Raw genomic sequence first — 15606 nt, 5'->3', positions numbered from 1 at the left:
AGAGGTGTTAAAAGATGGAGAAAATTGTAAATGTAATTGGGGCAGGTCTTGCTGGAAGTGAAGCAGCATGGCAAATCGCCAAACGCGGCGTAAAGGTCCGCCTTTATGAGATGCGCCCGGTCAAACAAACACCGGCGCATCATACTGACAAGTTTGCGGAATTGGTTTGCAGCAATTCGCTTCGCGCAAATTCGCTGACAAACGCTGTTGGCGTTATCAAGGAAGAAATGCGCCAGCTGGATTCTGTTATTATTGAAGCGGCTGATAAAGCTTCTGTACCAGCGGGCGGCGCTTTGGCGGTAGACCGTCACGAATTTGCACAAGCTGTGACCGATAAAGTACGCAACCATCCCCTTGTGGAAGTGATCAACGAAGAAGTGACGGAAATACCGGAAGGCATTACGATCATTGCCACTGGTCCGTTGACTTCACCGGCCCTTGCAGAAAAAGTTCGTGAGCTGACCGGCGAAGAATACCTATACTTCTACGATGCGGCTGCGCCGATTGTGGAAAAAGACAGCATCGATATGGACAAGGTTTATTTAAAATCCCGTTATGACAAAGGCGAAGCAGCTTACTTGAACTGCCCGATGACGGAAGAAGAATTCAAAAGGTTCCATACAGCGCTAGTCGAAGCGGAAGTAGTGCCGTTAAAAGAGTTTGAAAAAGAAATTTACTTTGAAGGCTGTATGCCGGTTGAAGTGATGGCGGCAAGAGGCGAAAAGACGTTAACTTTTGGTCCGATGAAACCAGTCGGTTTGGAAGATCCGAAAACGGGCAAACGGCCATACGCTGTTGTTCAACTTCGCCAAGATGATGCGGCAGGAACGCTTTACAATATTGTCGGTTTCCAAACGCATCTAAAGTGGGGACCTCAAAAAGAAGTGCTGAAATTGATTCCAGGCCTAGAAAATGTGGAAATCGTCCGTTATGGCGTAATGCACCGCAACACATTTATCAATTCACCGCGTGTATTAAAGCCGACATACCAATTGAAAGCAAACTCAAATATATTCTTTGCTGGCCAAATGACAGGTGTTGAAGGCTACGTGGAATCTGCAGGAAGCGGCCTCCTAGCTGGCATCAACGCTGCGAAATTGGCGCTTGGCGAAGACCAGGTTATTTTGCCGGCGGAAACTGCGCTTGGAAGCATGGCCCGCTATATCACCGAAGCGGACAGCAAGAACTTCCAGCCGATGAATGTTAACTTCGGTCTGTTCCCGGATTTGGGAGAACGCATCAAATCTAAGCAAGAGCGCGCAGAGCGCCATGCTGAACGTGCATTATCTGCAATTCAAAATTACATGAATACAGTGACTGTTTAATTGATAAACGTCTCTAAATGTTTTTTGAATTTAGGGATTCAAAAAGGTTTCGAAAGTTTATTTGGGACTGCCTGCAGAATTAAGAAACCCACAATGGATTAATTTCTATTGTGGGTTTTTCTTGTTCACATCGTGTTGAAACTATTGGGTTAGTTTAGACAAGAGAAAGTTTCAACCAAGACTTTTTCACCTATGCCGATGGATGTAGGGAATAATTATTTTTTAAAAAAGAGATAAATTCAACAGATCGAATATATTTATATGGTACAAATCTAAGATATGTGGCATTATTACTATTTGTAGGAATTGTTAAATATTAAAAATATGTCATGCCTATACACCCAAGAAGCAAAAAGGAGTTATTACAATGAAGTTTACACTAGAGAAAAGGGACGGTCTTACAATGGAAGATACTAATATGCTGACAAACATCGCAAACATTACAGGAGTAAGCATCGCAGAATACAATTTGACTGATGACTTTTTTGCGGCGTATTTTAAAACCGTTCCATTCGAAGGGCTGTATGATTTATATAAAGGTAAAGCAGGTAAGCTAAGCAACTCAATGCTTGTTCAGATACAGGCAGAATTAGACAGACGTTATTCGAATGCTCTGGCCGACTGAACGGATGCATTTGTGAAAGTATCTTTATTCTGATTTTTGCAAGTGCTGCCCACGGATCGCTTGCGGAAGTTTGTAATGGTGTGAAACAGTATATAATTGAAGAAGATTAAAAAAGGCTTTAGACCAGTATTTGTCTCAATGTAAAATGCTATGAAAATAGCACTGAATATTGTTATAATTTAGAGGCTTTTGGATATGTGGAAAGGTGGCCATGTTATGGAGAAAGAAGACATGCTTCGATCTTTTATGACGTATATTCAACTTGAAAAAAATTATTCCGAACACACGGTCCACCACTATGAACAAGATTTGGCGGGTTTTTTTCTTTTTTTAAATGAAGAAGGCATTCAAAGTTTAAGGGAAGTCGAATACCTTCATGCCAGGAATTATGTGACGAAATTATATGAAGCAAAATTGTCCAGAACAACAATATCGAGAAAAATATCCGCGATCCGCTCTTTCTTCCGGTATGGCAGCCGTGAATTCGGTTTAAGCGAAGCGGCATTCCGTTCACTTTACCACCCCAAAAAAGAAGAACGGCTTCCGCAGTTTTTTTATGAAGAAGAATTAGATGTGCTTTTTAAATCGGTACAAGGAGAAGACAAACTTTCTATCCGGAATATGGCTTTACTGGAATTGCTTTATGCTACCGGCATGCGGGTAAGCGAATGCGTTAATATCCGGATGCAGGATTTGGATCGCCGCATGCAGATTGTCAAGGTGATGGGAAAAGGCAGGAAGGAACGCTACATACCATACGGACAGTTTGCCCATGAAGCTTTGGAACATTATATTGAAGAAGCTCGTCCTAAGTTTATGAAAAAACAGGATCATGAAAGCTTGTTCGTCAATAATCGGGGCGAAGCACTTACCGACAGAGGCATCCGGCATATTTTGAACGAATGCATGAAAAAAGCTTCGGTCAATTCTGTTATCTACCCACATATGATCCGGCATACGTTTGCCACACATTTGTTAAATAATGGAGCGGACATGCGCACTGTCCAAGAATTGTTGGGGCATTCGCACTTAAGCTCGACGCAGGTATATACCCATGTGACAAAAGAACACTTAAGAAAAACCTATTTGAATTCACATCCAAGGGCTTAGAAAGGGGATTTCACGATGCACGAATTTCATGCAACTACTATATTTGCTGTTCGACACAATGGTGAATGCGCCATGGCGGGAGACGGGCAAGTAACGTTCGGCAACGCTGTCGTCATGAAGCATACAGCTAGAAAAGTCCGTAAATTGTACAATGGGCAAGTATTAACCGGATTTGCGGGTTCTGTCGCAGATGCCTTTACTCTGTTTGAAATGTTTGAAGGCAAACTGACTGAATACAACGGGAATCTTCAGCGTGCGGCGGTGGAATTGGCAAAACAGTGGCGCGGAGACAAAATGCTTCGGCAACTAGAAGCCATGCTGATCGTCATGAACAAAGAAGAGTTGCTGCTTGTTTCAGGTACAGGAGAAGTGATCGAACCCGATGATGGGATCTTGGCGATCGGTTCTGGCGGCAATTATGCATTGGCGGCTGGGCGCGCATTAAAAAAATTCGCCGGCGATAACATGACAGCAGCGCAAATCGCGAAATCAGCGCTTGAAACAGCTGCTGACATTTGTGTTTATACCAATCATCAAATAATTTTGGAGGAGTTGCCAAAATGAAAACACAGACAGATTTAACTCCTAGACAAATAACAGATCACTTGGACCGTTATATTGTCGGTCAAAAAGATGCGAAACGTTCCATAGCGATCGCTTTGCGAAATCGCTACCGGAGAAGCCGTCTTGAAGAAGAACTTCGCGACGAAGTTATTCCGAAAAATATTTTGATGATTGGTCCAACGGGCGTCGGGAAAACCGAAATTGCCCGGCGGATTGCCCGTTTGACAGGAGCTCCTTTTATCAAAGTAGAAGCAACCAAGTTTACGGAAGTTGGCTATGTGGGCCGCGATGTAGAATCGATGGTTCGTGATTTAGTAGAAGCGGCGGTTAGGATCGTTAAGGAAGAAAGATTCGAAGCGGTAAAGGCGCAGGCAGAAGCTGCCGCAAATGAACGGATTGTTAAACTTCTTGCACCTTCTTTAAGAAAAAAGCAAACCAATCAAAATCCATTGGAGATGCTTTTTGGGCAAAAGTTGGAACAGGAAGAAGATAATGATGCAACTGCAGAAGTGGAAGTGCGGGTGAAACGCCGGGAAATTGCGGCGGATTTGAAGGCGGGCAAACTAGAAGACGAATGGGTAACTGTAGAGGTGCAAGAGAACATGCCGTCCATGTTTGATGCGCTGCAAGGTTCGGGAATGGAACAAATGGGTGCCAATATGCAAGACGCATTATCTTCGCTAATGCCGAAGAAAAAGAAAAAGCGGCGCCTTCAAGTGAAAGAAGCCCGCCGGATTTTGACGGCTGAGGAAGCGGCAAAACTGGTCGATGACGAAGAAGTGGCTGCAGAAGCAATCCAGCGTTCTGAACAGCAAGGCATCATTTTTATCGACGAAATGGACAAGATTGCAAGCAAGAACAATTCCTCGTCAGCGGATGTTTCAAGAGAAGGTGTTCAACGGGATATTTTGCCGATTGTCGAAGGTTCGACTGTGGGAACTAAATACGGTGCTGTAAAAACAGATTATATGTTGTTTGTGGCGGCAGGGGCTTTTCATATGTCGAAACCGTCTGATTTGATTCCAGAATTGCAAGGCCGGTTCCCAATTCGTGTGGAATTGCAGAAACTTGAAGTCGGTGATTTCGTGAAAATTTTGACAGAACCGAAACATTCTTTGATTAATCAGTATAAAGCACTTCTCGAAACAGAAGGAGTTATGGTAAACTTTACTGATGCCGCAATAACTAGACTGGCTGAGATTGCTTATGAAGTAAACCAAGACACAGACAATATCGGCGCTCGCCGGCTTCATACCATATTGGAGCGGTTGCTAGAAGATTTGTCTTTCGAGGCCTCGGAGATTTCACCAACACAGATTGATATAACGCCTCAATATGTGAACGAAAAGCTTGAAAATGTGGCAAAAAACAAAGATTTGTCACACTTTATTTTGTAATTCGAGTCAGAATAGTATCATTAAAGATTAAAAACCTTTAGAATATTGAATAAACACGGTGTAATTATGTAGGAGGTTCATTAGAATGAATTTATTGGAAAAAACAAGACGCATCAACTCTATGCTACAAGCAGCGGCGGGCAAGCCGGTTAACTTTAAAGATATGGCTGAAACTTTAAGCGAAGTAATCGAATGCAACGCTTTCGTCGTAAGCCGCAAAGGAAAATTGCTTGGTTTTGCAATTAACCAGCAGATCGAAAACGATCGCATGAAAGGGATGTTGGAAGAACGCCAATTTCCTTTGGAGTATACGCAAAGCCTTTCAACGATCACTGAAACTTCTGCGAATTTAGATGTAAACAGTGAGCACACAATTTTCCCTGTGGAAGAACGTGAACTGTTCAAGAATGGCTTGACAACGATCGTTCCGATCATTGGTGGAGGAGAGCGTCTAGGCACACTTCTTCTTGGCCGCGTCAACGAAGAATTCCAAGACGACGATTTAATTTTGGGCGAATACGGCGCAACAGTTGTCGGCATGGAAATCTTGCGTGAAAAAGGCGATCGCATTGAAGAGGAAGCACGCAGCAAAGCTGTAGTTCAAATGGCGATTTCTTCACTTTCTTACAGTGAACTTGAAGCGATTGAACATATTTTTGAAGAATTGGATGGCAACGAAGGCTTGCTTGTCGCTTCAAAAATTGCAGACCGCGTCGGCATCACTCGTTCAGTAATCGTCAATGCACTTCGCAAACTTGAAAGTGCTGGCGTTATCGAATCACGTTCTTTAGGAATGAAAGGAACATACATCAAAGTATTGAACACAAAATTCCTAGCTGAACTAGAACAATTGAAAATGAACTAATCAAACGATCAAAAGGTGCCGGATTTTTTCCGGCATCTTTTTTGATTTATAAAAAGAACCGACTGCCTGTGCGTTTCGCTGCGAGTGGGTGCTGTCAAGAAGCATGGCTATTGATTGAATATCCGCCATTCCATTCAATGCCAAGCAGCTTTATGGTGGAGAGTTGATGGTTACGCAATAAAGATGGCCGTAAATAAGAGAAACAGGTTGCGGTATGGGTATGGACCGTGCTATAATTTCAAATGGTGTTAAATACACACGCATTTCGATTTGATTCGTAGGTGCTTTAAAAGAGTCACGGTTCAGAGAAGAAGAATGCGGAGGGAAAAATAACCTATCAGGAGGAAACACACATGTCAGTAATTTCAATGAAACAATTGCTTGAAGCTGGTGTACACTTTGGTCACCAGACTCGCCGTTGGAACCCGAAAATGAAAAAATACATTTTCGTTGAGCGTAACGGTATCTACATCATCGACCTTCAAAAAACAGTCCGTAAACTTGAGGAAGCTTATAACTTCATGAAACAAGTGGGCGAAGAAGGCGGTAAAGTTTTGTTCGTAGGAACAAAAAAACAAGCCCAAGATGCGATCAAAGAAGAAGCAGAACGCTCTGGCAACTACTACATCAACCAACGTTGGTTGGGTGGAACTCTTACTAACTTCGGTACAATCCAAAAACGTGTTAGCCGTTTGAAACAAATCGAGCGCATGGAAGAAGATGGAACTTTTGAAGTTCTTCCGAAGAAAGAAGTTGTTCAATTAAGAAAAGAACACGAACGCCTTGTTAAATTCCTTGGCGGTATCCGTGACATGAGTTCACTTCCGGACGTTATGTTCGTAGTTGACCCACGCAAAGAACGCATTGCAGTAGCGGAAGCTTTGAAATTGAACATTCCTATCGTAGGTATCGTTGATACAAACTGCGATCCGGATGAAATCGATTATGTAATCCCTGCAAACGATGACGCTATCCGCGCGGTTAAATTATTGACTGGTAAAATGGCTGATGCTTTGCTTGAGTCAAAACCGGAAGAAGACGAAGAAACTCCAGCTGAAGCTGCTGAGTAATTCACAAGCATTACAGGTGATAAGCGGCCAACCCCACTTATCACCTTTTTTTGAGAACTTATAGATATCTTAAGGAGGAATTTAATCATGGCAGTTACAGCTCAAATGGTAAAAGAATTGCGTGAAAAAACTGGCGCAGGTATGATGGATTGCAAAAAAGCGTTAGTGGAAACTAATGGCGATATCGAAGCGGCAATGGACTTCTTGCGTGAAAAAGGCCTTTCAAGCGCTTCTAAAAAAGCAGACCGCATTGCAGCGGACGGAACTACTGCAATACTAGTTCAAGGCAATGAGGCTGTTATTTATGAAGTAAACGCTGAAACGGACTTTGTTGCGAAAAACGAAGGTTTCCAAACTCTTGTTAAAGAACTTGGAGAGCACTTGCTTTCGGTAAAACCGGCTTCAGTTGAAGAAGCGACTGCTTCAACAATGTCCAACGGTTTAACTGTTGCAGACCATATCTCAAACGCAATCGCTAAAATCGGCGAAAAAATCACTTTACGCCGTTTTGAAATCCGTACAAAATCAGATAACGACGCTTTTGGTCCTTACCTGCACATGGGCGGCAGAATCGCAGTTCTTGTTGAACTTGAAAACTCTGCAGATTCAGATGCTGCACGTGACATCGCTATGCACGTTGCTGCTTTAAACCCTAAATACGTATCACGCGACGAAGTATCTGCTGAAGAAGTAGACCGCGAGCGCAAAGTGTTGACTGAGCAAGCTTTGAACGAAGGCAAACCAGAAAACATCGTAGCGAAAATGGTTGAAGGCCGCCTTGGCAAATTCTTCGAAGACGTTTGCTTATTGGATCAATCTTTCGTTAAAAATTCAGACCAAAAAGTTCGTGACTTTGCAGCATCAACTGGTGGAACTGTAAAAGGTTTCACTCGTTATGAAGTTGGCGAAGGAATCGAAAAACGCGTTGATAACTTTGCTGATGAAGTAATGAGCCAAGTTAACAAAGGCAACTAATAGTTTAATATGATTTGCCTAGGGAACACTGAAAGGTGTTCCCTATTTTTCAATAAAAGTGTAACGGAGGAGACCGATGAGTGTTCAACAATATAAACGCATTGTATTAAAACTAAGCGGAGAAGCGATGGCAGGAGAAAAAGGTTTTGGTTTATCCCCTGAAATCATTAAATCAGTAGCAAGCCAAGTAAAAGAAGTTGTCGAACTCGGCGTTGAAGTAGCTGTAGTTGTAGGTGGCGGAAATATTTGGAGAGGCAAAATCGGTTCGGAGATGGGTATGGACCGTGCTACTGCTGATTACATGGGAATGCTGGCAACCGTCATGAACTCGCTTGCACTGCAAGATTCATTGGAGAAGCAAGGTGTTGAAAGCCGTGTACTTTCTTCTATTGAAATGCGCCAAGTTGCTGAACCGTATATTCGGAGAAGAGCGATTCGCCATTTGGAGAAAAAACGCGTTGTCATTTTTGCAGCAGGAACAGGCAATCCGTATTTTTCAACAGATACGACAGCTGCACTTCGGGCAGCGGAAATTGAAGCAGACGTCATTTTGATGGCGAAGAACAATGTGGATGGTGTTTATTCGGCGGATCCGAAGACGGATTCGACTGCAGTCAAATACGAAGAGCTTTCTTATTTTGATGTGATTCAACAAGGGCTTCAAGTAATGGATTCGACTGCTTCTACATTATGTATGGACAACGACATTCCACTCGTAGTATTCTCAATTATGGAAAATGGAAACATAAAACGTGCTGTCCTTGGTGAAAAAATCGGGACTGTAGTGAGGAGAACGATATAATGCCGAAATCTGTGATGAGTGAAACGCAACAAAAAATGACGAATGCCATTCAAGCTTTTTCACGCGAACTATCTTCAATTCGTGCTGGGCGTGCAACACCGGCAATTTTAGACAAGTTGTCAATCGATTATTACGGAGCACCAACTCCGGTCAACCAAGTAGCAGGTATTTCCATTCCTGAAGCTCGATTGATCATGATTCAGCCGTACGATAAATCAGTGCTTGGAGATATCGAAAAAGCGATCTTAAAGTCTGACTTGGGATTAAGTCCATCTAACGACGGTTCAGTAATCCGCCTAGCGGTTCCAGCTTTGACGGAAGAACGCCGTAAAGATTTGGTCAAGCAAGTGAAAAAAGAAGCGGAAGAAGCGAAAGTGGGAATCCGCAACATTCGCCGTGATGCCAATGACGAATTTAAAAAGCTTGAAAAGAAAAGCGAGATTACGGTTGATGACCTTCACAGCTATTCCGATGAAGTCCAAAAACTGACGGATTCCAATATTGCTAAAATCGACGATCTTGCTAAAGCAAAAGAAAAAGAAATTATGGAAGTATAAATCGAACTTCAAAGAGTGTAAAGCGTCCTGTAAAACAGGACGCTTTTTCATGCCAAAAAAAATGAGTATCGTTAAAGAAAGCGCACAATGCCATTTTTTTTGTTATGATAAGCAGTAGACATGCCGATTTGTAATAGGTGGAGGATTAATTATGTTCAATAAACTAATAAAACGAATGGCGGATTCCTCTTCGGAAAATAGACAGCCCTTGCTTTCTGTCTCGACCGAAGAAATACCGGCCCATATCGCAATAATTATGGATGGCAATGGAAGGTGGGCAAAAAAGCGCTCACTCCCGAGAATTGCAGGTCATCACGAAGGAATGAAAACCGTCCGGAAAATAACGAGGCTGGCAAGCGACTTAGGGGTTAGCGTCTTAACGCTTTATGCTTTCTCAACTGAGAACTGGAAGCGGCCAAAAATGGAAGTGGATTTTTTGATGCGCTTGCCTGAAGAATTTTTATCGACCTTTTTGCCGGAATTGATCGAGGAAAACGTCCGTGTTGAAATGATGGGCTATCATGATAATCTGCCTTCCCATACGCTTGAAGCCATTAGGAAGGCAAAAGAAGCGACTAAGAACAATACGGGCTTAGTATTGAATTTTGCTTTGAATTACGGCAGCCGATCTGAGATTGTAGATGCTGTAAAAGATATTGCTGCACAAGTGGCAGCTGGCACCTTGGATGTCGCAAGCATCACCGAAGACCATATTTCGGAAAGATTGATGACGAAAGGGCTGCCTGAACCGGATTTGCTGATTCGTACAAGCGGAGAAGTCCGTTTAAGCAACTTCATGCTATGGCAATTGGCGTATACCGAATTCTGGTTTACAGATACGCTATGGCCAGATTTCAACGAAGGCTCCTTACTGGAAGCGATTGAGAATTATAAACAACGCAATCGCCGCTATGGAGGGTTGAAAGGAGAAGACGCAAATTGAAAGAACGAATCATAACCGGAATCATTGCCGCAGCTCTTTTTATTCCATTTGTCATTATCGGCGGTATTCCGTTCATCTTGCTGATGTATGTTCTTGCAACTATAGGATTTCAGGAACTATTAAAAATGAAAGGCCGCAGCATTTGGAGCCTTCCGGGATTAATCCCGCTGATCGCGCTTTATGCTTTCATGCTGCCTAATGAATGGGCTGAACAGATATACGAATGGACAGGTTATATAAAAGTGGAATTTGCGTTTCTAGCAGTAATTCTGCTTTTAATACATACGGTAATTGTGAAAAACAACTTTACGTTTGATGATGCGGCGTTTGCAATCATGAGTTCCCTTTATGTCGGCATCGGTTTTTATTACTTGATTGAGACTGTTGAAGTAAAAGCTGCTTTTTTAATTTTTGCTTTTCTAATTGTATGGGCGACGGATTCTGGCGCATACTTTACTGGACGCAAATTCGGGAAACGGAAACTATGGCCGGAAATATCACCGAACAAAACAGTAGAAGGCTTTTTCGGAGGCATTGTATGGGCAATCGGATTTGCGCTGATCTTTGATTTTTTCATTGATCTTGAGAAGCCTATACTAATTGTCATTATTGTTGCCATCATTGCCTCTGTTTTTGGACAGCTAGGCGACTTGGTGGAGTCAGCTTTAAAACGGCATTTTAACGTGAAAGATTCCGGCAAATTGCTGCCAGGGCATGGCGGTATTTTGGATCGTTTTGACAGCATCTTGTTTGTCATGCCGCTTCTTCACTTTTTGCATTTTATTTAAGAAAGGAAGCGAATAAATGAGTAAAAAAATAGTGTTGCTTGGTGCAACCGGTTCAATCGGAGTACAAACAGCAGATATTATCCGTGAGCACAAAGAGGAGTTTACTTTAGTCGGCTTTTCGGCCGGCAAAAATATGGAACTCACAAAACAGTTTCTAAAAGAATTTATGCCGGAAATTGTCTGTGTTCAGAGTGAAGACGATGCCAAAGCGCTTAAAGTTGAATTTCCAGCCGTTTCTATTGTTTTTGGAAGCCAAGGGTTAATTGAAACAGCAACGTACGAAGCGGATATTTTGGTCAATGCGGTTATTGGCAGTGTTGGCCTCGAACCGACATTAGAAGCCATCAAGCAGGGCCGGATCATCGCCATCGCCAATAAAGAAACATTGGTTACAGCAGGACATCTTGTTATGGAGAGCGCTAAGCGACACGGTGCGACGATCTTGCCAGTGGATAGTGAACATTCCGCATTGTTTCAGTCGTTAAATGGCGAAAAAAGAGAACAAGCAAGCCGCCTTATTTTAACTGCTTCCGGCGGAAGTTTCCGCGATCGGACACGTGCCGAACTGCAAAACGTTACGGTGCAGGACGCATTGAACCATCCAAATTGGTCAATGGGGTCAAAAATTACCATCGATTCTGCTACGATGGTCAATAAAGGTTTAGAAGTGATAGAAGCCCATATCCTGTTTGACTTTGACTACAAGGACATCAATGTTTTGATGCACCGGGAAAGCATTATTCATTCAATGGTGGAATTCCATGATACGAGCGTCATGGCACAATTAGGGACTCCGGATATGCGGGTGCCGATCCAGTATGCCCTTACATATCCTGAACGGTTGCCGCGTCCTGAAGCGAAACGCTTGAACTTAGCAGAAATCGGAAAGTTGCATTTCCAAGAAATGGACTACGAACGCTTTCGTGCTTTGAAGTTGGCTTTTGATGCCGGAAAAGCTGGCGGAACGATGACGACGGTTTTGAATGCAGCTAATGAACAGGCAGTTGCTATGTTCTTAAGTGAAGAAATCCAATTTCTGCAGATTGAAGAATTGATCGAGCGGGCGATGGATAAACATGAGGTAATTTCAACGCCCGATTTGGAAACGATCCTGCATGTGGATTCCGAAACAAGAAAAACTGTCGCAAACATGATAAAATAGCTAAAGATTAAAACCGAAAACTGGTTTATAAGGATGGGTTCGAATGGAAACAGTTATAGCGTTTATAATAATTTTCGGTGCTTTAGTATTTTTCCATGAATTGGGGCACTTTATTTTTGCCAAACGAGCGGGAATTCTCGTCCGTGAGTTTGCGATCGGAATGGGCCCGAAAATTTTAGGCATTACAAAAGGTGAAACTATTTACACACTTCGCTTATTGCCGATCGGCGGTTATGTGCGTATGGCGGGTGAAGATTTGGATACAATCCAGATTCAACCAGGGCATCGCGTGGGTATTTTACTTAATAAAGATGGTCTAGCCGAAAAAGTGATCTTGAACCAAAAAACAATGTATCCGGAAATTTTGCTTTTGGAAGTAGAAGAAGCGGATCTTGAGAAAGACCTTTACATTAAAGGATACGACGAAGAAGAAAAATTTGTCCGAATCAACGTTGCGCGTGATGCAGTCATTGAAGAAAGTGGAAAAAATACCATTCTAGCTCCTCATGACCGGCAATTTGGTTCGAAAAGTGTCGGCCACCGGTTCCTGACCATCTTGGCGGGTCCAATGTTCAACTTCATTCTAGCATTCCTCATCTTTTCGGCTCTTGGCTTAATGCAAGGAATTCCAACAAATGAACCTGTTGTGACAGAAGTGACCGAAGACAGCCCGGCTTCTGAAGCCGGCTTGCAAAATGGTGATTTGGTCAAGGAAATTGATGGAAAAGCCATTAATTCTTGGGATGAACTGGTCAGTACCGTTCAAGTCAATGCCAATAATCCCTTGGCGTTTGAAGTAGAGCGTGCAGGGGAACCGCTTGAATTTACCATAACTCCTGAAGTTTCAGAAGAATCTCCTGAAAAAGTGGGAGTCATCGGAGTGCTTTACAGAAGCCCTCTTGAAAAAGACTTCTTAGGATCTTTTGTATATGGGGCTGAACAAACTGTTTTTTGGTTCAAAGAGATTTTCCGTTTACTTGGCATGCTAGTTACAGGCCAGTTTACAATAGATGCTTTGTCAGGTCCTGTAGGCATCTATAAAACGACGGAAGAAGTCGCGAAATATGGCATCTTTACTTTGATGAGCTGGGCGGGAATGCTCAGCATAAACTTGGGAATCATGAATTTATTGCCGCTCCCGGCATTAGATGGCGGCCGGCTGATGTTCTTTGTCGTTGAAGCTATTCGCGGGAAACCGGTAGACCGCCAAAAAGAAGGAATGGTCCATTTTGTCGGGATTATGCTGCTTATGCTATTGATGATTGTAGTTACCTGGAATGATATCCAAAGATTTTTCTTTTAAATAAGAAAAACAAAGTCGGCTGTTCCAGCCCTAACAATGTCTTGTCAGGGCGTACTTTGGCTATGAGCCACAACTCTTATTCATGTGTCAAAGATAGCGAAGCGATGCAGACACAAGATTGAAGCGACCTCGAAGGCTAGCCGGCGGAGCTTGGACAAATAAAAGCGAAGGCGCCTGTTTCAGCCCGCGACATGCGTTGTGGGCTGAGGAAATGGCGCCTTTGCAGTTCTTATATTATATAAACTAGCTTTTTCGAAATGTTGTAATAAAAAAATAATCAGTTGAGGTGTATTTTGGAATGAAACAAACAGCTACTTTTATCCCGACTTTAAGAGAAACGCCAGCCGATGCAGAAGTTAAGTCTCATCAGCTGTTATTGCGTGCAGGATTTATCCGCCAGAATACGAGCGGCATTTATTCATTTTTGCCATTGGGAAAACGCGTCCTTCAAAAAGTGGAAAATGTTATTCGCGAAGAAATGGAAGCCGTTAATAGTGTCGAAGTTTTTCTTCCTGCTATGCAGCAAGCAGAACTATGGCAAGAAACAGGCCGGTGGTATTCGTACGGCGATGAATTAATGCGCTTAAAAGATCGAAATGGCCGTGAATTTGCTCTAGGCGCTACGCATGAAGAGGTCATCACAAGTTTGTTGCGTGATGAAATCAAATCTTATAAAAAGCTGCCGCTTAATTTATTCCAGATCCAGTCAAAATTCAGAGATGAAAAACGTCCGCGTTTCGGATTGCTTCGCGGCCGTGAGTTCTTAATGAAAGATGCTTATTCTTTCCACGCGACTCCTGAAAGTTTAGATGAAACGTATAACGACATGATGCAAGCTTATACTAATATCTTTACCCGGCTCGGCTTGAATTTCCGTGCCGTCATCGCAGATTCTGGCGCTATTGGTGGCAAAGACAACCATGAATTCATGGTATTGTCGGAAATCGGGGAAGATACTATTGCATATTCCGACTCATCTTCATATGCTGCCAATATTGAGATGGCGGCGGTCAATGTAGATTATCCGGTTCCTGCAGAAGCACCGAAAACACTGGAAAAAATCGAAACGCCTGACCAAAAAACCATTTCTCAAGTTGCTGAGTTCTTGAGGACAACTGCTGACCAGTGCATCAAGACTCTTGTTTTCAAAGCGGACGAAGAATTAGTGCTCGTCCTATCTCGCGGCGATCATGATATCAACGAGGTTAAAGTCAAGCATGCAACAGGAGCTAAAGTGGTTGAGCTTGCTACTCCAGAAGAAGTTAAAGAACTGCTTGCTTGTGATATCGGTTCAATCGGGCCGGTAAACGTGCCGTCTTCGATCCGTGTTTTTGCTGACCATGCGATCAAGTCTATTGCAAATGGTGTAACAGGCGCGAATGAAGAAGGATTCCATTGGATTAACGTAACACCGGATCAAGATTTCTCGGTAGAAGCTTACGCAGACCTTCGTTTTGTACAAGAAGGAGACCCTTCTCCTGACGGCGAGGGGACAATCCAATTTGCTAAAGGAATCGAAGTGGGACATATCTTTAAACTAGGAACAAGATACAGCGAAGATATGAAAGCGACTTTCTTGAATGACCAAGGAAGAGCAATGCCTTATATCATGGGCTGCTACGGCATCGGAGTTTCCCGTGTTATGGCTGCAGTTGCTGAACAGTTCCAGGATGAGAACGGTTTTACATGGCCGGATGCGATCGCGCCTTATGAGGTCCACATTGTTCCTGTGAACATGAAGGATGAAACTCAGCGTGAACTTGGCCAAGAACTTTACAAAGAACTTCAGTCCAATCGCTATGAAGTACTTTTGGATGACCGCACAGAGCGCGCCGGCGTGAAATTTGCTGATGCGGATTTGATCGGATTGCCGCTTCGAGTTACAGTCGGTAAAAAAGCGGCTGAAGGAATTTTAGAAGTGAAAAATCGCCGGACTGGCGAGACTTTCGAGTGGAAACGGGAAGAATTGATTGAACAAGTGCAGCAATTCTTTAAAAAATAACCGGTAAATCTGGTATGATAGAAAGGAAAGTACTCATGTGCTTTCCTTTCTTTTTCTTTGCCCATATAAAATAAATCGGCTGATTGACTGGTGTATAAATCGTTTTCGCCAGACTCTT

15 protein-coding genes are annotated in these 15606 nt (G+C 43.0%); all 15 read left to right on the top strand.

The features are described from left to right. Positions 1–14: 14 nt before the first annotated feature. The 15 genes from trmFO (at position 15) to B0H99_RS01705 (ending at position 15488) form a co-directional block, all read left to right on the top strand. Positions 15–1325, top strand: coding sequence for an FADH(2)-oxidizing methylenetetrahydrofolate--tRNA-(uracil(54)-C(5))-methyltransferase TrmFO (trmFO, locus tag B0H99_RS01775; RefSeq protein ID WP_106531900.1), 1311 nt, complete (start codon positions 15–17; stop codon positions 1323–1325). A gap of 367 nt (positions 1326–1692) precedes the next feature. Continuing rightward, on the top strand, positions 1693–1950 hold the full coding sequence (locus B0H99_RS01770; RefSeq protein WP_106531899.1) for a hypothetical protein: 258 nt from the start codon (positions 1693–1695) through the stop codon (positions 1948–1950). Positions 1951–2166: 216 nt separating this feature from the next. Next, positions 2167–3060, top strand: a complete 894-nt coding sequence (xerC, locus tag B0H99_RS01765; RefSeq protein WP_106532018.1) for a tyrosine recombinase XerC — start codon at positions 2167–2169, stop codon at positions 3058–3060. A 15-nt stretch (positions 3061–3075) separates the two neighbouring features. Beyond that, positions 3076–3624 (top strand): ATP-dependent protease subunit HslV, encoded by a 549-nt coding sequence (gene hslV / locus B0H99_RS01760; RefSeq protein WP_106531898.1) that lies wholly within the window; start codon positions 3076–3078, stop codon positions 3622–3624. After that, positions 3621–5021 carry an ATP-dependent protease ATPase subunit HslU gene (gene hslU, locus B0H99_RS01755; protein WP_106531897.1) on the top strand — a complete coding sequence of 467 codons (1401 nt, stop codon included), beginning with the start codon at positions 3621–3623 and terminating at the stop codon, positions 5019–5021. The genes hslV and hslU overlap by 4 nt, the downstream gene beginning before the upstream one ends. Positions 5022–5106: 85 nt before the next feature. After that, on the top strand, positions 5107–5886 hold the full coding sequence (gene codY / locus B0H99_RS01750; RefSeq protein ID WP_106531896.1) for a GTP-sensing pleiotropic transcriptional regulator CodY: 780 nt from the start codon (positions 5107–5109) through the stop codon (positions 5884–5886). A 353-nt stretch (positions 5887–6239) separates the two neighbouring features. Continuing rightward, the gene (gene rpsB, locus B0H99_RS01745) at positions 6240–6956 is read left to right on the top strand and encodes a 30S ribosomal protein S2 (RefSeq protein ID WP_106531895.1); all 717 of its coding nucleotides are present in this window, start codon (positions 6240–6242) and stop codon (positions 6954–6956) included. 87 nt (positions 6957–7043) lie between these two features. Continuing rightward, on the top strand, positions 7044–7931 hold the full coding sequence (gene tsf, locus B0H99_RS01740) for a translation elongation factor Ts (RefSeq protein WP_106531894.1): 888 nt from the start codon (positions 7044–7046) through the stop codon (positions 7929–7931). A gap of 76 nt (positions 7932–8007) precedes the next feature. Beyond that, a complete protein-coding gene (gene pyrH / locus B0H99_RS01735) occupies positions 8008–8733 on the top strand; it encodes a UMP kinase (protein WP_106531893.1) in 726 nt (241 codons plus the stop codon). After that, the gene (frr, locus tag B0H99_RS01730; RefSeq protein ID WP_106531892.1) at positions 8733–9290 is read left to right on the top strand and encodes a ribosome recycling factor; all 558 of its coding nucleotides are present in this window, start codon (positions 8733–8735) and stop codon (positions 9288–9290) included. The genes pyrH and frr overlap by 1 nt, the downstream gene beginning before the upstream one ends. 151 nt (positions 9291–9441) lie before the next feature. After that, positions 9442–10233 carry an undecaprenyl pyrophosphate synthase gene (locus B0H99_RS01725; protein ID WP_106531891.1) on the top strand — a complete coding sequence of 264 codons (792 nt, stop codon included), beginning with the start codon at positions 9442–9444 and terminating at the stop codon, positions 10231–10233. Continuing rightward, positions 10230–11021, top strand: coding sequence for a phosphatidate cytidylyltransferase (locus B0H99_RS01720; protein WP_106531890.1), 792 nt, complete (start codon positions 10230–10232; stop codon positions 11019–11021). The genes B0H99_RS01725 and B0H99_RS01720 overlap by 4 nt, the downstream gene beginning before the upstream one ends. 16 nt (positions 11022–11037) lie before the next feature. Continuing rightward, positions 11038–12183: a 1-deoxy-D-xylulose-5-phosphate reductoisomerase gene (gene dxr, locus B0H99_RS01715; protein WP_106531889.1), complete on the top strand. Its 1146-nt coding sequence runs from the start codon at positions 11038–11040 to the stop codon at positions 12181–12183. A gap of 43 nt (positions 12184–12226) precedes the next feature. Next, a complete protein-coding gene (gene rseP / locus B0H99_RS01710) occupies positions 12227–13486 on the top strand; it encodes an RIP metalloprotease RseP (RefSeq protein WP_106531888.1) in 1260 nt (419 codons plus the stop codon). A gap of 298 nt (positions 13487–13784) precedes the next feature. After that, entirely contained in the window at positions 13785–15488 is a 1704-nt protein-coding gene (locus B0H99_RS01705) for a proline--tRNA ligase (protein ID WP_106531887.1), read from the top strand. Positions 15489–15606 lie beyond the last annotated feature (118 nt).

The organism is Planomicrobium soli, from assembly GCF_003014655.1.
GTDB classification, from domain to species: Bacteria; Bacillota; Bacilli; order Bacillales_A; family Planococcaceae; genus Planococcus; species Planococcus soli_B.
This window is presented reverse-complemented; position numbering and strand designations above follow the sequence as displayed.